We start from the raw sequence: 18659 nt of genomic DNA on the forward strand, positions 1-18659 counted from the left end.
CACTAAAGTCATCCTGTCATTCGAAATGCCCGAGCAGTTTACTGGAAAGTATTCGGGCAAAAATATCATCTATTATCCTCCTTATATTGCTCTTAATTCCCTTATTTTGTTGGTTCATTTAATCATCAGAATTTTTGGAAGGTAAACTTATCATATTTTCAGCCCCGTCTGGTTCAGGGAAAACAACCATCGTTAAGGAATTATTAGCGCGCAATGCTGATTTGGGCTTTTCTATTTCTGCCTGCACGCGTGACAAGCGGGGGCGCCATGAGGAGCACGGAAAGGATTACTACTTTTTAACGCCAGATGATTTTCGCGCAAAAATCGCGAATGATGAATTTGTGGAGTGGGAGGAAGTATATGCAGGAGCCTATTATGGAACTTTGAAGTCTGAGATCGAACGTATTTGGGCGACAGGAAAACATGTGATTTTTGATGTCGATGTGCGCGGAGGTCTAGCTTTGAAGAAATATTATGGAGATCGTGCTTTGGCTGTTTTTGTCAAAGTACCTACCCTCGAAATGCTCGAGCAACGCTTGCGTTCTAGAGGTACAGAAGATGAGGAGGCCTTATCAAAGCGTATTTTCAAAATGAAATTCGAGTGGTCTTTCCAAGAGCAATTCGATGTCATTCTAGTGAATGATCAATTAGAGGTGGCTGTTGCAGAGGCGCAGGCGCTGTTTGATAAATTGAAGCAATCATGAAGGTAGGCTTGTTTTTTGGTTCATTTAATCCGATTCACCAGGGTCACTTGATCATTGCGCAGGCTGTTTTAAATCAGACGGAGGTGGACCAAATTTGGTTCGTCGTTTCCCCTCAAAATCCCCACAAGAAGAGTAAATCCTTATTGCACGAATTTGATCGTCTGGATCTAGTAGAACGTGCCATTTCAGATAATTACGCCTTCAAATCCTCAGATATCGAATTTAAGTTACCGCGTCCTTCTTATACGATTGATACGCTTGTACATTTAGCCGAACGTCATCCCAGCATGGAATTCAAGTTAATCCTGGGCGGCGATAACCTGGAACAGTTCAAGAGCTGGAAGAACTATAACCAAATACTTGATTATTATGGCCTCTACGTGTACCCACGTGGGGAAGATCCAGCGTCTGATTTATGGGAGCATAAGAACGTTCAGCGTATTGAGGCGCCTGTTTTGCATATTTCAGCCACCTATATTCGTTCTTGTATTCAACAAGGACAGTCGATTAAATATCTAGTTCCTGATGAGGTGGAATCCCTAATCGCTGTTAAAAAATTCTACCTTTAGGCCTTTCCGCCTAATCGATGATTTCCTATTTTTCTCGTTTCCCTTTTGTCCGAATTCTGCTAGGTTGGATGATCGGAATTCTTCTTTCTGGAGGTTTCTATTGGCCCTTGTTTGCCTTGCCCTGCTTATTTTCCCCTTCTCGACTTTTACGAAGCATCGGAATATCTGCACTGCTGATCGTATTCGCGATGGCTTGGACATCCTATTTAAAACCCGTTATTCGGCCACTTCCCACGGATGGATTTGTGTTTAGAGTCGAGGGTGCAGTCGAGTCCAAACCCAAAACCTGGTCCGTGTTAGCGCGTTGTTTGGGTACTCGTTCTGGCGGATCTTGGGTAGTCCAGCCCGCTCTGTTTCGTCTCTATCTATCCAAGCAGTTAGGTAGACCGCAGGAAGGGAATCATTATGTGGTAAAGCAATCGATCAAACCCTTTGTGGCCCCTCTTTTTCCTTTTGAGAAAGATTGGCGAGATTATTATGCCGCGAAGGGGATAGGTGGAACGGCCTATATTTCGGCAGATCGAATTCGATTGGTAGAGAAAGGGGAGGAGAGCATTCCTTTTTTTGATACTGCACGGGCTTTTTTTGTGAAGATTTTAGAACGCGTTTTTGAACCGGGACGAGATCGGGATGTCGCGGAGGCAATGTTGTTAGGGGTGAAGACGAAGATTGATTTTGAGACTTTGTCGACCTATTCCGCATTAGGGGCGATCCATATTTTATCGGTTTCTGGCTTGCATGTGGGCTTATTGTATCTGGGTTTAAGCCTAGTGTTCGGTTTTTTGCTGAAATTAAGGCCGGCGGGGCCATGGGCGTTTTTCGGGCTGATGCTGGCTTTGCTTTGGTGTTATGCTGGGATTAGTGGGTTTTCTTTGCCGGTGTTGAGGTCTGCTTGGATGTTTTCGGTGATCTTGTTTGCGAAAACATTTCTCAGAAGGCAGGAGAGCCTTAATACATTAGCTTTTAGTGCCTTTGTCCTACTTTTTATTCATCCTGCTTCCTTGTTTGATCCGGGTTTTCAGCTGTCGTATTTAGCAGTTTGGGGATTGATTGCATTTCAGCAGCGTTGGGTGAAGCTGATTTGTTTTCGAGGTTGGATGCGTTGGCCATTAACGAAAATTTGGGAATTGACCTGTGTTGCTTTAGCGGCTCAAGTGTTTACCTGGCCCCTGATTGTCTATTATTTTCATCAGCTACCACATCCGCTCTCGTTTTTATTACTGAATCCTTTCTTGATTTTATTCTCTTCAATAGCCTTGTTCCTGGGTTTTCTTACTCTCAGTGTGGGTGCTTTTTTGCCGGAATGGGCCTTTCTGCCATTGGCTTTTTTGTTGTCAGGAAGTTTTCAGGTACTTCATGGGATAATGTTTGCTTGGGTGGAGAGGGTGACGTCGGTGATTCCATTCTTACACTTGGCCAGACTTGAGTTGATACTTTACTTCGCCAGCATCGCAATCGTAGTTTGGGCGCCTAGACAATGGAAGGGACTCGCTTTTCTGTGGGTGATACTTGTGCTTGTTCCTACGGATCCTGTGAGGCCTAGTGCTTTTCTGAGCCAATACAAGGGGGAGGCGATTTGGATAAAAACTAGGGGTTCTTCCTCGATCGCTTCTTTGCCTGTTAGCTTAGAACCTGCTTGGATTCAATCCCATCTAAGTCCCCTGTGGGCAAATACAGGAGTGAAGGATACGCTGATACGAAGGTGGCCATCCTCTAGAAATGTCCAATGGCGACACCAGGGTATGAAATTCGCCTATGTCCGAGAACCTACGGAGGCACGTGGACAGGAGCATTTAATTTTAGGGAAGGAAATCAAATACCGCGATTCTGACTGGTTAGAAAGCTGGAGCGGCGCTACCTGGTACTTCCTGAAAAAGCCTTCGCCTTATTGGATGGGAGTCTTGAAGCCCTATTTGCCGGAGAAATATTATTTTCTGGAGGAGAGACCTGCGCTAAGGCTATAAAAAAAGGCTGCCGGTGAGGGCAGCCTTTGAAATATTAGCTTGGCTTCTTTTCGTTACGCTTACGCTCGTTCGGGTCTAACCAAATTTTACGCATACGTAAAGACTTAGGAGTGATTTCTAAGTATTCATCCTTTTGGATAAACTCCATACACTCTTCTAATGAGAAGTTTAATTTAGGAGCAATTTTGGTATTCGAATCCGTACCTGAAGCACGCATATTCGTTAATTGCTTCGCAGCTTGAAGGTTCACTTCGATGTCGTTTTGGCGATTGTGCTCACCTACTACCATCCCTGTGTAAACTTCTTCACCTGGATCGATGAAGAACACCCCTCTATCTTGTAATTTATCAATCGCGTAAGGAATTGCAGGACCTGTGTTCATCGAGATCAATGATCCGTTGATACGGCCTGGAATTGGACCTTTGAATGGTTCGTAAGCGATGAAACGGTGGGCCATGATTGCCTCTCCGAATGTAGCTGTTAATACTTTAGAACGTAAACCAATCAAACCACGAGATGGAATGTTGAATTCTAAGTGTTGTAAGTCACCTTTTGGTTCCATAATCAACAACTCACCTTTACCTTGAGTCGCTAATTCGATTACTTTACCAGCAACTTCAGCAGGAACGTCTACTACTAGGGATTCGATCGGCTCTAATTTCTCGCCATTCTCACCTTCTTTGAAAATAACCTGAGGCTGACCTACTTGTAATTCATAACCCTCACGACGCATCGTTTCGATTAAAACTGACAAGTGAAGAATACCACGGCCAAATACTAAGAACTTATCTTCACTTTCCGTTGTAACTACTTTCAAAGCTAAGTTTTTCTCTGTCTCTTTAAAAAGACGATCACGTAAGTGACGAGAAGTAACTAATTTACCTTCTTTACCAAAGAATGGAGAGTTATTAATCGTGAACAACATGTTCATCGTAGGCTCATCAATCGCGATACGTGCTAAAGCCTCTGGATTTTCTGCATCTGCAACCGTGTCACCGATTTCGAAATCTTCGATACCTGTGATGGCACAAATCTCACCACACTCTACTTTATCTACTTTCACTTTTCCTAGACCTTCGAAAACTTGAAGTTCTTTGATACGCATTTTCTTCGTCGTGCCATCTGCTTTGCAAAGGGAAATTTGCATTCCTTCTGTCAAAGTTCCACGCTCTAAACGACCGATCGCGATACGACCTACGAATGAAGAGTAGTCTAATGACGTAATCTGCATTTGAGGAGTACCTTCTTGTACTTTAGAAGCTGGGATATGCTCGATGATCGCATCTAACAATGGGATGATATTATCTGTTGGTTTTTTCCAATCAGTGCTCATCCATCCTTGCTTCGATGAACCGTAGATACAAGGGAAGTCTAATTGATCTTCTGTTGCTTCTAAGTTAAACATCAAGTCAAATACACTTTCGTGTACTTCGTCTGGACGACAGTTTTCTTTATCTACTTTGTTAACAATAACGATAGGCTTAAGACCTAAAGCGATCGCTTTTGATAATACGAAACGTGTTTGAGGCATGGGGCCTTCAAAAGCATCGACTAACAAAATAACGCCATCCGCCATACGTAGAACACGTTCTACCTCACCGCCAAAGTCGGCGTGACCAGGTGTATCGATAATGTTGATTTTCACTCCATTGTAACGAACAGATACGTTCTTAGACGTAATTGTAATCCCTCTTTCTCTCTCTAGGTCGTTATTATCAAGGATCAAATCTCCAAATTCTTGATTTTCTCTAAAAATCTTGGATGCGTGAATGATTTTGTCAACTAGGGTCGTTTTACCGTGGTCAACGTGGGCAATAATGGCAATGTTGCGAATGCTTTGCATAAAAATGTATTCGTTGAATGAAACGAAATTCCTTAATTTGGGAAATTCAAGGTGCAAAGGTAGGGATTATTTCTTTGAAAAGTGCTATTAACACTTTAAGAAACAAGCGCTTTCGGATTATTTTTCGCAGGAACTGGGGTAGTGTTCGCTTGGATTTTTGCTAAAATGCCGTTTGCGTCGATTCCGCAAAGGGCGTAGAGTTCTTTTTGCTCTCCGTGCTCCACGATTTCGTCTGCAATTCCGAGTCGAATTATTTTAGCGGTATAGCTGTGGTCGACCATAAATTCAGCGATGGCAGAACCAAATCCTCCCTGAATCGCCGCATCTTCCACGGTAATTATCGTTTTAAACTGCTTGAAAACACGGTGCAATAACTCTTCGTCGAGAGGTTTAACGAAACGCATATCGAATAAGGCTGGTTTCAAGCCTAATTCACGCGCTTTTTCGCAAGCGGCAATGGCTTCGTTTCCAATATGACCAATCGACAAGATGGCAATTTCATCACCCTCCATTAATTGAACACCCTTACCGATTTCAATTTCTTCTAAAGTAGTTCTCCAAGCGGGCATCACACCTTCTCCACGTGGGTAGCGGATGGTGATGGCTTTTTCATGGGACTTGAAAGAATCTAACGAAGCCGTATACATGATGTTACGCAATTCTTGCTCGTTGCGAGGAGCGGCTACGATCATGTTAGGCACACAACGCATGAAGGCTAAATCAAGCAATCCGTGGTGGGTAGGGCCGTCAGCCCCGGCTAAACCAGCGCGGTCTAAGCAGAAAATAACGGGTAATTTTTGCAAGCAGACATCGTGCACGACTTGGTCGTAACCACGTTGCATGAAAGAGGAGTAGATATTACAGAAAACGGTTAAGCCTTGTGTCGCTAATCCCGCAGAGAAAGTCACGGCATGTTGTTCCGCGATCCCCACATCAAAAGCGCGGTTAGGCATCGCCCGCATCATAATATTCAAGGAAGATCCAGAAGGCATTGCAGGGGTAATACCCATAATTTTCGGATTCTTCTCGGCTAATTCTAACAAAGTATGGCCAAAAACCTCCTGGTATTTAGGTGGTTGAGGATCATCGTAGGTTTTCTTGTGAATCTCTCCGGTCGTCTTATCGAACTTGCCGGGAGCATGCCATAAGGTTTGGTCTTTTTCGGCTAATGAATATCCCTTTCCTTTCGTCGTAATGCAATGCAAAATCTTAGGGCCAGGGATGTCTTTTAGATCGTTTAGGACCGTTGTTAAGTTATCGATGTCATGTCCGTCGATGGGGCCAAAATAGCGCAGATTCAATGATTCGAACAGATTGCTTTGCTTCAGTAAAGTCGCTTTTAATCCGTTCTCAATCTTCGAAACGATTTCTTGAGCCGTCTTTCCGAATTTGGACATCTTACCTAACAAGTTCCACACATCATCTTTCACCTTGTTATAGGTATGAGACGTCGTGATATCTGTCAAATACTCTTTTAAAGCACCCACGTTCGGGTCGATCGCCATGCAGTTATCGTTCAGGATAATCAACATGTTGTTCGGGATATCACCCGCGTGGTTCATGGCTTCGAAGGCCATTCCCGCAGTCATCGATCCATCACCGATAACGGCAATGTGTTGTCTGTGAGACTCTTTCTTGTAGCCTGAGGCTACAGCCATACCTAACGCCGCAGAGATAGAAGTAGAGGAGTGACCTACGCCAAAGGTGTCGTATGTACTTTCAGAGCGTTTCGGGAAACCCGAAATTCCGCCCATTAAACGATTCGTATGAAAATTTTCGCGGCGACCTGTTAGGATTTTGTGACCATATGCTTGGTGGCCTACGTCCCAAACGAGTTGATCGTCCGGCGTGTTGAACACATAATGAAGGGCAACGGTTAATTCGGTAACCCCTAAAGAAGCGCCAAAGTGGCCTCCATTCACAGAAACGTTGTCAATGATAAATTGACGCAATTCGTCGCAAACTTGGGGTAAGTCTGACTTCGGCAACTTACGCAAATCCTCCGGAGTGGATATTTTGCTAAGTAATGGACCGGCTTCAAATTGCATAGACGCTTTTAATGAGTGTGAAAGATTAACCTTACAAAGGTAAAAATGTTTTTAAGCCTTAGTCATTTTTTTGACTCGCTTTGAATAATCTTTTTTGTTCGTAGTCAGATAAACTATCGTAGCCCGATTGCGATATTTTATCCAGAATGGCATTCAGTTCATCCTCGGGTACTGTTTCGGGTTCTTTTCGAGCTTGAAATTGCTGGTTAACCACCTGGGCAAATTCTTTAATTTTTATTTCAAAGATGGCTTGAGGTTTGGAGGCTGCTAAAAAGTTTTTGGCAAAAATGAAACCAAGAATGGCTCCCCCTAAATGAGCAATGTTTCCACCCGCGTTCGACCCCGTCGTTTCGATAAAGGACCACAACACGTAAAAGGCGGCGATGTATTTAATGCGGACTGGACCTAATAAGAGTAGGTGGACTTGGTAATTCGGGCGAATCGTCGCCGCGGCAACTACCACCGCAAATACGCCGGCAGAGGCTCCATTGAGAAAATTAGGACCTTTGGCAATGAAAAAACTAACCGTGTTCATCGCTAGAATGAAGGCGGCTGCTCCGGCTAAACCTCCATAGAAAAAGAGCTGAACTAAGCGCTTATTCCCAATGAAATCTTGAATAATCGTCCCAAACCAATACAGAAACATCATGTTAAAGATCAAATGGAAGATCTCGATGTGCAAGAAAAAATAGGTAACCAAGCTCCAAGGACGCTGAATGATTAAGTCCAGCGTGGACGGAAGGGATACCTGCGCGAAAAAGGCATCAAAAAGTCCCGATTCGCCCGCAATTAACAATCCCACCCGGGCGATCATCAAGGCGATGAAGATGGCGCCATTGGCCACAATAATCTTCATCAACCCATTGCCAGGTTGTTGTATGATGTTTTTTATATCGGTCAGGATACTGCGCATCTTAATAAAAACTGTCTCGTTTTTGACGCCAAATCAATAATAAAATCACCGCGAAAAGCATACCCCCTAAGTGCGCAAAGTGAGCCACATTATCTCCTTCCGCAGCTGCTTTTCCAGCCCATAACTCGTAGAATGCGAAACCCATTACGAGGTATTTCGCTTTCACCGGAATCGGGATAGGGAAGATGAACATCTCGGAGTTTGGGAATAAATAGCCATAAGCCATCAAAATACCAAAAACACTCCCAGAGGCTCCTACGACTGGGTTTTGAGTCGTATATTCTTTGTAATGGTCAATCGCTCCTAAGGCATTCAGGCGACCTTCGTTAATCGAAGTGCTACCGTCAAAACGATTGAAATAATCCATCAAGAAATCAGAATTAGGGTTCGAAAGGGCTAATTCAAGCGCTTTGCGAATGCTCGCGTAATCGTGGAAATATTGAATGGCCTCGTGTAATAATCCAGCACCCACCCCACAGAAGAGGTAGAAAAACAAGAAGCGTTGGCCTCCCCAAATACGCTCCAGAATAGATCCGAACATATATAACCCAAACATATTCATCAACAAATGCATAAAGTTCGCATGAACGAACATGTAGCTGATCAGTTGGAAATAGTGGAATTTGCTCGACTGGAAAAAAAACAAGGCGAATAAATCATCCGGAATGAAGGCTGATCCTAAGAAGATAGCGACATTCGCGAAAATTAAATTTCGAACGGTAGGTGTTAAATTTCTTAGCATAGTTTTATTCTTCGTAACCCCAATCGATGGAGTTCTTCATGTCTTTAATCAATAATCCAGCAGACTTAAAGGCGCCACGAATCTCATCTACCTTATCGTATTGTCTACTTTCCTTGAAACCCTTGTAGAGTTGAAGAAGTTCATCGGTTAGGCCATTCATTTCTGCTGGTACCTCTTCTTTGATCCCTAGAACATCTTCTAAAAGGCTGATATAAAAACGTTTTAAATTCGAAAATGTTTCAACAGAAAGGGACTCAAATGAAAGAGAACCCGTATAAATCGAATTAATTTTCTTTAACAGGGTAAATAGATGCGCAATTGCCACGGCCGTGTTCAAGTCGTCGTTCATACCGTCGTAGCAGCCTTGAATCGCGTCATTGATTTCTTTTTCTTGCGCCGCATCTGGGTTCGCGGAAATTCCCGAAGGATATTCCAGCTTTTTGATGATGCGCAAGCCGTTAGCGATCTTCTTGTAGCCTTTCTGAGCGGCTTTTAGGGCATCGTTTGAGAAGTCCAAGGTACTGCGGTATTGCGATTGCAACATAAAGAAGCGAACCGTCATCGGGCTGTAGGCCTGGTCTAATAGGGGGTGATTGCCTGTGATTAACTCGGCAGGTAAAAAGGAGTTTCCGAGGGATTTACTCATTTTTTGGCCGTTCACCGTCAGCATATTCGTATGCATCCAATAACGGACGGGTGCCCGGTCGTAGGCTCCTTTTGCTTGGGCAATTTCACATTCGTGGTGGGGGAATTTCAAGTCCATTCCACCGCCGTGAATATCAAACGTATCTCCTAAGTATTTGTGGCTCATGCAAGTACACTCTAAATGCCAGCCTGGGAAACCCTCTCCCCATGGAGATGGCCAGCGCATGATGTGTTCCGGTGAGGCTTTTTTCCAAAGCGCAAAATCCAGTGGATTACGCTTCTCGCCCACACCATCTAGGTCACGTGTCTCTGTTAATAAATCATCAATGACACGGCCAGATAAATGTCCGTAATTACCGCCATTCTTGTTATAGGTCTCGATATCGAAATAAACCGAACCATTCGATTCATAGGCTAATCCTTTATCGATTAAGGCCTTCGTCGTTTCGATTTGCTCCACAATATGGCCGGTTGCCGTAGGCTCAATGTTCGGAGGCAAAAGATTGAATTTTTCTAATACCTGATGGAAATCTTGGGTAAAGCGATGAACGATCTCCATCGGCTCTAACTTTTCCAGTTTGGCCATCTTACCGATTTTGTCTTCTCCCTCATCACCATCGCCCACAAGGTGTCCCACATCCGTAATGTTTCGAACGTAGCGAACCTTGTATCCGATATGCAATAAATAGCGGTTCAGGACGTCAAAAGACGTAAAAGTGCGCACATTTCCCAAATGGGCATAATTGTATACCGTGGGTCCGCAGACATAAAGGCCTACGTGATTTTCGTGTATCGGGGTGAAAAGTTCTTTTTCACGACTCAGGGTATTGTATATTTTTAAGGGCTGCATGTAAAACCGGAAGGTTAAAAAGGAATTAAAATTAATTGGATTCTTTTAATTCACCAAACCCAAACGCAATTCATTACCTTTGTATGTTTTTTGCATTAAATCGCTTTTGGTATGTTTTTGAGAGAAGTAGGAGACGACGCTCGATTAAAGAAGACCTTCTTGGAATTGCCGGTTCAGCTGTACGCCTCTGATCCGAATTGGATTCGTCCGCTAGATAACGACATCGAATCGATTTTCGATCCGCGTAAAAATCCGCATTTTAAGCAAGGAGAGGCTATTCGTTGGATTTTATTTTCTGAGGCTGGTGAGGCCATTGGTCGAGTAGCGGCATTTTATGAGCGAAATACAAAAGAAGGCGAAATTCCCGTGGGTGGAATGGGCTTTTTTGAGTGTATCGAAGACGAAGAGGCAGCCATTATGCTATTTGATGCTTGCAAAAACTGGCTTTCAGAGCGTGGAATGGAGGGGATGGATGGCCCGATTAATTTTGGGGAGCGCGATAGTTTCTGGGGTTTGATGGTCAAAGGCTGGGAGTTCGAGCCCACCTACAAAATGCCTTGGACGAAGCCCTACTACATTTCTTTCTTCGAGAACTACGGTTTCCAAGATTATTTCCAACAATACGTATTTGTTTCGCCTATCGCCGGCGCTAATGTAACGCAAGGCATTGAAGAAAAGGCGCAACGCATTTTTGAGAATCCAGAATACGTTTTTCAACACATCGAAAAAAGTAATCTTTCTAAATATGCAGAAGACTTTCGCTTCATTTTCAATGCGGCTTGGGCAAAATTCCCAGGTGTAAAGGAAATGAGCTCTGAATCTGCCCAAAAACTCGTAAAAACCATGAAGCCCATCATTGATGAGCAATTATTATGGTTTGCCTACACAACAGATGGAACGCCAGTGGCTTTCTTCATTGTGATCCCTGATTTGAACCAAATCGTGAAACACCTAAACGGTAAACTGAACTGGTGGGGCATGATTAAGTTCTTATTATTAAAATTAAAAGGAACCTTGACGCGTACGTGTGGGGTGATTTTTGGGGTAACCCCAGATCACCAAGGCAAAGGCGTCGAGTCAGCCATTGCACTTCGCTTCCGCGAGGTAGCTCGCACAAATCCATTCTATCCATATACAACGATGGACATGAATTGGGTGGGTGATTTCAATCCCAAAATGCTTCGATTTGTCTCCCAACTAGGAGCCACGAACGATAAAACTTTTATTACATACCGCAAATTTTTCAATCCAAACCAACCCTTTAGTCGTTGTCCTAAAGTAGGTTAATTAATTTATTATGAGCTTATTATCCATTGGAACCGTTGCGTTCGACGCCTTAGAAACTCCTTACGGAAAGACCGATAAAATCATCGGTGGATCTTGTACTTACATTGCTTTATCAGCGGCCTTTTTTTTGCCAAAAGTAAACGTAGTGGCTGTAGTAGGAGATGATTTTCCACAAGAATACATGGACACTTTGACGTCTCGCGGCATCAACTTAGATGGTTTACAAATCAAGAAAGGGGAGAAATCGTTTTTCTGGGCAGGTAAATACCACAACAACATGAATTCTCGTGACACTTTAGTGACGGAATTGAACGTGTTAGCGGATTTCAAACCGGTTATTCCTGCTTCTTACCAAGATTGTGATTATTTAATGTTGGGTAACTTAACTCCACAGGTGCAAATCGAAGCGATTCAAGGATTAGCTAAGCGCCCGAAATTAGTCGTAATGGACACCATGAATTTCTGGATGGACGTAGCGATGGACGATTTGAAGCGTGTGTTGACGATGGTAGATGTACTTTGCATCAACGATGAGGAGGCACGTCAGTTATCTGAGCAATACTCTTTAAGAACGGCTGCTAAAATGATCATGGCCATGGGACCTAAGACCTTAATCATTAAGAAAGGGGAGCACGGTGCCTTGTTATTCCAAGGAGATCGCATGTTCTATTGCCCAGCGCTTCCATTAGAAGACGTATTTGATCCAACAGGTGCGGGTGATACCTTCGTAGGTGGATTCATCGGATACCTAGCAAAGACGGACGATATTTCGTTTGAAAATATGCGTCGTGCGATTGTTCACGGATCAGCGATGGCGTCCTTCTGTGTGGAGAAATTCGGAACTGAGCGTTTATTTGAAATTACGGAAGCTGATTTAGCGAGCCGTGTCAATGAATTTAGAGAGTTAGCTTCGTTCTAATTCTTATCCCACGATCACCTCGTGCATCTTATCCAGGTTCAGGTACTTAGCAGCTATGTCTCTAATATCCTGGGCCTGGATATTTTGTATGCTGTCCTGGAACTGATCATAGAAGTTAGGCGCTAAGCCATCTAATTGAATCACGCGCACCTTTTCTGCGATATCGAAGGCCTGGGTCAGTTCACCTGTGAAGCTTCCCATCAGGTAACTTTTCACGATCTCTAGCTCTTCAGAAGGGACTAATTCGTTTTGAAGAATCGTGATTTCTTTTTTGATTTCTGCCAAAGTCGCGTCCACATTCTCCCCATTCACATCCGTTCCTACGACCCAATATCCTCCCCGCGGGTAAGGTGCTAGGCTGGAGGAAACGCCGTACGTGAAACCTTTGTCTTCGCGAATATTTTTCTGCAAACGAGATCCGAAATACCCTCCCAGCACCGTGTTCATCACACTGTAATGGAAATAGTCCGGGTGATTTCTCGAAATGGCCGGTAATCCGAATCGGATGGAGCTCTGAACGGATCCTTCTTTTTCTTCCCGAAGGCGGATAGGTTCTTTCGCTGTTTGGAGTGTTGGTATCGAAATGGCTGGGCTGTTAAAGTTTATTTGCCCCAGCGTCGCATCTAAATAGGCGATTTGCGTATCGCTAATCTTACCTGAAAGGAAGATGACAGGTTTTTGGGATTTCCAGGTGCCTTCGAAATGCTTCTTAATTACCTGCTGATCTAAAGCGTCAAAATCCGATGCCACCGTAAAACGACCGTAGGGGTCGCTTGGGAATAGGTTAGAACGGAATTTCTGACTGGCAGCATACGAAGTTTTCTCCCAGTTTAATTTCGTTTTTTGGCGCTCGATTTCGAGTTCCTTTTCGACTTCTTCTGCCGGGAAGCTCGCTTCTTGCAGAATCTCAGCGACCAGCGGAAGTAGGGAATTAAAATGTTTATTGAGGCCGTAAACCGTAAAGGTTCCCTGGTCTAGGCTCGCTTGAACGTCCCAAAAAGCCCCGAAAAAATCAAAATCTTGGTGTATTTGTTGAGCCGTATGCGTCGCGGTTCCCCGCTTCATCAAGGAGGCAGTCATTCCGGCTAATCCGGCTAGAGGGCTGTGAATGGCACCTGCTTTGGTACTCAACTCTAACTTAAAAACCTCCTGCTCTCCCGCTGATACCACCCAAACCTGGATCCCATTCGATAAGGTGTGTAGGCTAGGGGAAGGGAATAAAACTTTCTCCACCGGGTAGGCGGCAGGGGCATTACGGCGATCTAACATATTATTTTACAGGCTGATTAATGCCCGCTATGAGCGTTAAACGTAAGGTATTAGCTAAAGGGCTTCCTTGACCACTCGGCACTAAATAGGCAAAATCCAATCCGTATTTCGAATCCATTTTAAAGCCTAATCCGAAGGTGAAGTACTTGCGATTCCCCTTCATTTCGCTCTCGTGGAAATAACCTGTTCTCAAAGCAAAGGCATTATTAAACAAGTATTCAGCGCCCACCGAAGTCGTCACCTCTTTCATCTCTTCACTAATTCCGTCCGGCGCATCCGCTAAGGATCCGAAAATTCCTCCGATCGCTGAAACCGTCGCCGGATCTGTCCCGATCATCTTCCCATTTTCGTAGGAAGGAGGCGTAGGAACCATCAATTTATTGAAGTCAACCGTGAAAGTCAGCTTGTTTAAATCGTCTATCTCGTGCGTCGCCGCCATGCCCACTCGTAAATTAGTTGGGATGAAGTTTCGTTCTGTTCCCCCGTAGGTTACTTTACCAGAAATGTTCGATAGGGTTAAGCCGTAGCTGTATTTCCAAGGACCTACACTCGGCTTGGAGTAGAACACAGAAATGTCTGCGGCTACTGTTTGGGCTGGTTTTAGCGCGTTGCTAACCCCGCCAGAACCCTGGTAATTACCTAATAGATTCGAGTTGATGTATTTTAAATTCATCCCTAATGAAAGTGCGGGAGATAATTTTCTGGCGTGGGAAATGCCGATGGCGAATTCTTTGGAATTAAAATTACCTGCGCTAGTTCCGTTATCTAAAGTCGCTTGGAACATACCCTGGTCGAAATAATCGATAGCAAACCCAAAGACTAAATTCTTTTTCGTCACCGTATAGCCTGCCACGTTATAAAGTGCCATGTCGTTCACGAGGTTGCGTAACCAAGGGGTATAGGATAGGGAGAAGCCCATTTTCTTATCCGTCGTCGCTAATTTTGCCGTATTCCAGTGAATCGCATTTGCATCCACGGATAAAGCTACTCCCGCATCTCCCATTGCTGCAGAACGCGCATCAGGGGCTACATTCAGGAATAAAAGGGTGGGTGTCGGAATACGCCCGGCATTCACTTGGCCGGAAACGAGGGTAGTTTGCGCTTGTGAAGCAAATCCGATGGTCGTAATTAGTAGGGTTAGTAATTTTCTCATGTTCTATTTAATATGCCCAATTTTGCCGCTAAAGCTAGCAAATGGAGCTCCAGTACCGTAGGTCAATTCTAATTGATAGTAGTTGATGAAATCAAATTGGGCTTTCTCCTCGTTACTCCAATCAATGGAGAATGTTAGGTTAGCGTCATCACTACCAGGAATGATTCCGCTTCGCTCTACGATTTGTTTCCCTAAGTTACTATAAATTTTTAGTTTGTAGGCGTAGCTGGTCCAGCGTTTCTCTTGTAAAAAGGAGAAGTTACTTCGTTCGGTCATGGGATTCGGGTAGATCCGTAGTGTCCGATTTTCTTTTGCCGCTGCCACCGTGAACTCAAACGTTAAATTCCCTTGATTCGTATGTACATCGAAACAAGAAACCTGAATTTTGTATTTCCCCGGTTTTAAGGAGTCAAAAGGGTAGGTGATGGACCCTTTGTTGCTGGAATTTACCACAGGAATAAATACCTGTGAAAGTGGAATTTTTAAGGTATCGTTGATGCTTAGATAGGCTAATTCACCTTTAGGACCCACAAAACGGAGGGAGCTCGCGTCGCTGATATGGATTTGTAGAATCGGATTAGGCGAGCAGGCTTGTACGTCTGTTTCATTTAAAAGTAAGACCGTTAAAGCAGGGGCATTTGATTCGCTGGTTTCCGTGGTTTTTCGGAGCTGAACCTTCATTCCTCCGCCGTAGCGCGTTCCATCAGCGACATGGGCGCGCCATTTTAATTGGGAGCTGGGCACACTCGCAAGGTTGAATTTGCCTTTTACCACGGTGGCAGCCATACCTCCTTCAAGTGCGCCAGGAATGGTGTAGCTGAATTTATCTGTTTTGGTCCCCAAAGTCTGTAAACTCCGGTCCTCCCCATAATAATAGACCTGAATCTCTCCGTCGATGGCTGGTGTCGTCTGACCTTGAATGACCCCATTCGCTAAAGTATCCAGGCGAAGGCTCAAAGTCTGTTGATTCCAAGGAAGCGGCATCGAGGGATCTCCCAGCAAAGTAATATTTCGGTTAATGACCCCAGATTGACTCTCATTTTTCGCGACTTTGAACAAATCGCCAAGTCGAAAATTTTTATCATTTAGATAATTAACTAATTGTCTATAAAATGCCTGTCCGAATAAATAATTACTGCTCTGAAATACGGGTCTAGTCGTTGAAATCAGTCCGATGGAACCACCCTGATTCGACAGCAAGCTGACCTCTGCTCCAGACAATTGATTGGGGTCATCAAAACGCCCAAACTGGCACGTCGCCGTCAATAAGAGCGGTAATTGCTTACTGTTTTTCAGCGTCTGCAATTCGTTTATAGTGATCACCTTTTCATCCGTCCAGGCGGATTCGGAACCATGCCCGAGGAAATGGATGAAATCAGCCTCTTGATTGAAGAGGTCGAGACTCGCTTTTTTTGCCGCTACCGAGCCATAAAACCCATTCGTTAGCTCTTGAGGGTACTGGTCTAGGTAGGTTTTATTCACCTGAAATGCGGCCGGTATTAATTTCGAAAAATCCTCTGCATCTTGCACGTGGATGTTAGAATCCCCATCGTCGGCTAGCCAAGCAAAGCGGAAAGGCTGTTTAGCCTTGATCGTTTCATAGCTGATGATTTTGTTTAGCAGCGTAAAAGCTTCTTCCGCTGATTTAGCTGGAATGCGGCCGATTCCGACAGCAATCGATTCATTCTCGGCTTCATTTCCTTCGAGCCACTCCCCTTGATTATCTGCAATTAGGCCAAAATAGTCATCCGAAACGTAGGTCTGCAAAGGTTGCAGCGATTCCCTACTTTCATAGCTAGGCACGTAATTAATTCGCTCTGTTGCGGTGGCCACCTTATTGATCCCCTTATAATCGACTGAAGCATCCCCAAACAACAGCAAATAGCGAGGCTTTTTTAGTCGGATGAAATCTCGGATGGCCGTTACGTCGACCTTGCCTGCAGAGAATTCATTATAAATTTCTGCGGTCGAATAGGCTTTTGCCTTTAGCCCTTGGGAGGCGCGGTAGCTCGCGAAGAGTTTAGCGGCGGGTAAAATGGAGGGACTAGCTATGATAATCAAATCGGCGGATGCGTCTGCCCGGATGTTTTGATTGGCAATCAGTTCGAAGGAGCTGGGGTCAGCGGCTTTAGTTGGATCAAAAACTAGTAATTCAGCGCCTGGAGCTAAATCTGAAAAGAAGAGGCTGTTTGATTTTTGCCACATCTTGCCTGTTTCCTTTACCCAAACCTGTTGATTCGCTTGCAGGTTTTTGATGGAGATACTAAAGGAGGAATCCGTTTTATTCGGTAAAAAATACCGAGGGTTCTCGTTAAGGGCATTAAATTGGCGTGGGTATTCGAAGTCGATGAAATCGATGTAGCCCGAGCCCGTCGTATTGGAGTAAGCTAAATTCCAGCTCCAGTTTCCGTCTTTTATTTCAGGGTTGACTTTGGCTGCAAAGTCCCGAACGAAGGCTTTTTGATCATAGCGACCTCCCGTGGTCGCCGGGAATACCAGCGGTGCAATCGTATTTCCCGGAATCGAAAAAGTAAAGGTGCCAGGTGCGATAGAAGAGGAGGCAAGACGCCCTTTCAGATTTCCCGGGAGGCCTGTCTTATAATCCGACAATGGATACTGAATACTCCGATTTACATTCCCAAAAAATCCATCTCCCAGCCATTCTCTACCCGACTGCAACAGATTATACGTTTCGGGTTCATAATGAAATCGGCTAAGTCCATAATCCAAAGTAGGGGTGCTCGCAGAACCGGTTGCCGGATAGTTCGAAACAAAAGAAGGCGCCGGATCATCTAAACGGATATAATAAAATGTCGTATCGCTGTAGCTATGTTGGAATTTCTCTCCCCAAAAAACTACCTTATCTCCTTGCTTCAGAATAGGTATGGGTTGTAAGTCAACAGGTCTAGACGCTGCATTGGATTGAGGTAATTGCCCTATTTCGTGGCCATAAACGCCTATTTGAGAGGATTTTTGATTGTACTTTGCTAGAAAGGCAGGGCTTATTTGATAGAGGCCGGATTGGGTGATACCTACTTTAATCCATTTGCCGGTGGCGAGGACGGAGTTTTGGGCATAAGCCGTTGAAACCGCTAAAAGCAGAACGAAGCAAAGGTTAAGAAATTTCAATCGGAAACACGTATGCATTCTTCGCTACTAAGTAGTTCCTGCCGGAATTTATTTCTTTGCAAATGTAACGTGTTCGGCGAAGTTTTCCTTTGATAAAGGAAAGGTTTTTTAATTGAAAGGCAGTTCCCTCAGCTAATTCATGTACCGGAGTGCCGGCTGGAGGCGCAGCATCGTAGGTCTTTAAAATATCTACTAGGGGTTGGTAGCCGGTGGAGGAGGCTGCCGGGTTTTTTAGATAGGCGCGCAAAACGCTCACGAGTTCAGCCGGTAACAGTTCTTCGTCTAAAATGGGTTCGAATAAGGTATAGAATTCATTCTTCCATTCTTGCCCGTGCGGCAGCACCTTATTCTTGTGAGCGAGGTAAGTCGTTAAGTGGGCGACCTCGTGAATGTAGGTCACTAAAAAGGCGTAGGGATTGAGGTTGTGATTAACGGTGACTTGGTGACCTTTCGCAGGACTGAAGCGGTAGTCGCCTAATTTCGAATCACGGGATTTGCTGACGATAAAGTCAAAGGAATAATCATGCCAAAGTTGAAAGCAGTATTCCGCTACTTTGGGGGGGAAGTGGTCAAAAAAGGAATCAATCTTTTTATTCTTCATCCAGATTTTAAGCATAAAAAAAG

At 44.4% G+C, this 18659-nt stretch carries 14 protein-coding genes; 5 read left to right on the top strand and 9 right to left on the bottom strand.

Annotated features, from left to right (window positions below):
- Positions 1-134 precede the first annotated feature (134 nt).
- Genes gmk through V7S74_RS07800 form a run of 3 tightly spaced genes read left to right on the top strand, consistent with a single transcriptional unit; the run spans position 135 to position 3237 of the window.
- Entirely contained in the window at positions 135-704 is a 570-nt protein-coding gene (gene gmk / locus V7S74_RS07790; protein WP_406778201.1) for a guanylate kinase, read from the top strand.
- Positions 701-1273: a nicotinate (nicotinamide) nucleotide adenylyltransferase gene (gene nadD / locus V7S74_RS07795; RefSeq protein WP_406778202.1), complete on the top strand. Its 573-nt coding sequence runs from the start codon at positions 701-703 to the stop codon at positions 1271-1273. Before gmk ends, nadD begins: the two co-directional genes overlap by 4 nt.
- Before the next feature lie 17 nt (positions 1274-1290).
- Positions 1291-3237, top strand: a complete 1947-nt coding sequence (locus tag V7S74_RS07800) for a ComEC/Rec2 family competence protein (protein ID WP_406778203.1) — start codon at positions 1291-1293, stop codon at positions 3235-3237.
- Between the two features lie 34 nt (positions 3238-3271).
- On the opposite strand, the gene typA is transcribed toward V7S74_RS07800, so the two are convergent.
- The 5 genes from typA to cysS all read right to left on the bottom strand — a co-directional run bounded on the left by typA (position 3272) and on the right by cysS (position 10278).
- Complete coding sequence (typA, locus tag V7S74_RS07805; RefSeq protein ID WP_406778204.1) at positions 3272-5080, bottom strand: translational GTPase TypA; 1809 nt, start codon at positions 5078-5080, stop codon at positions 3272-3274.
- 95 nt (positions 5081-5175) lie between these two features.
- Complete coding sequence (gene dxs / locus V7S74_RS07810) at positions 5176-7128, bottom strand: 1-deoxy-D-xylulose-5-phosphate synthase (RefSeq protein WP_406778205.1); 1953 nt, start codon at positions 7126-7128, stop codon at positions 5176-5178.
- Between the two features lie 58 nt (positions 7129-7186).
- The gene (locus V7S74_RS07815) at positions 7187-8041 is read right to left on the bottom strand and encodes a rhomboid family intramembrane serine protease (RefSeq protein WP_406778206.1); all 855 of its coding nucleotides are present in this window, start codon (positions 8039-8041) and stop codon (positions 7187-7189) included.
- 1 nt (position 8042) lies between these two features.
- The gene (locus V7S74_RS07820) at positions 8043-8783 is read right to left on the bottom strand and encodes a rhomboid family intramembrane serine protease (RefSeq protein WP_406778207.1); all 741 of its coding nucleotides are present in this window, start codon (positions 8781-8783) and stop codon (positions 8043-8045) included.
- A gap of 4 nt (positions 8784-8787) precedes the next feature.
- The gene (gene cysS / locus V7S74_RS07825; RefSeq protein WP_406778208.1) at positions 8788-10278 is read right to left on the bottom strand and encodes a cysteine--tRNA ligase; all 1491 of its coding nucleotides are present in this window, start codon (positions 10276-10278) and stop codon (positions 8788-8790) included.
- A 111-nt stretch (positions 10279-10389) separates the two neighbouring features.
- On the opposite strand from cysS, the gene V7S74_RS07830 reads away from it, so the two are divergent.
- Both V7S74_RS07830 and V7S74_RS07835 read left to right on the top strand, forming a co-directional pair.
- Positions 10390-11565, top strand: a complete 1176-nt coding sequence (locus V7S74_RS07830) for a hypothetical protein (protein ID WP_406778209.1) — start codon at positions 10390-10392, stop codon at positions 11563-11565.
- A 10-nt stretch (positions 11566-11575) separates the two neighbouring features.
- Positions 11576-12484: a PfkB family carbohydrate kinase gene (locus V7S74_RS07835; RefSeq protein ID WP_406778210.1), complete on the top strand. Its 909-nt coding sequence runs from the start codon at positions 11576-11578 to the stop codon at positions 12482-12484.
- Between the two features lie 3 nt (positions 12485-12487).
- On the opposite strand, the gene V7S74_RS07840 is transcribed toward V7S74_RS07835, so the two are convergent.
- Genes V7S74_RS07840 through V7S74_RS07855 form a run of 4 tightly spaced genes read right to left on the bottom strand, consistent with a single transcriptional unit; the run spans position 12488 to position 18636 of the window.
- Positions 12488-13753: a M16 family metallopeptidase gene (locus V7S74_RS07840; RefSeq protein ID WP_406778211.1), complete on the bottom strand. Its 1266-nt coding sequence runs from the start codon at positions 13751-13753 to the stop codon at positions 12488-12490.
- 1 nt (position 13754) lies between these two features.
- A complete protein-coding gene (gene porV, locus V7S74_RS07845) occupies positions 13755-14906 on the bottom strand; it encodes a type IX secretion system outer membrane channel protein PorV (RefSeq protein WP_406778212.1) in 1152 nt (383 codons plus the stop codon).
- A 3-nt stretch (positions 14907-14909) separates the two neighbouring features.
- Positions 14910-18035: a type IX secretion system sortase PorU gene (porU, locus tag V7S74_RS07850; RefSeq protein WP_406778213.1), complete on the bottom strand. Its 3126-nt coding sequence runs from the start codon at positions 18033-18035 to the stop codon at positions 14910-14912.
- Positions 18022-18636 carry a SprT-like domain-containing protein gene (locus V7S74_RS07855; RefSeq protein ID WP_406778214.1) on the bottom strand — a complete coding sequence of 205 codons (615 nt, stop codon included), beginning with the start codon at positions 18634-18636 and terminating at the stop codon, positions 18022-18024. Before V7S74_RS07855 ends, porU begins: the two co-directional genes overlap by 14 nt.
- Between the last annotated feature and the right edge of the window lie 23 nt (positions 18637-18659).

Origin of the sequence: Aquirufa novilacunae, from assembly GCF_045310505.1 — a bacterium.
GTDB classification, from domain to species: Bacteria; Bacteroidota; Bacteroidia; order Cytophagales; family Spirosomataceae; genus Aquirufa; species Aquirufa novilacunae.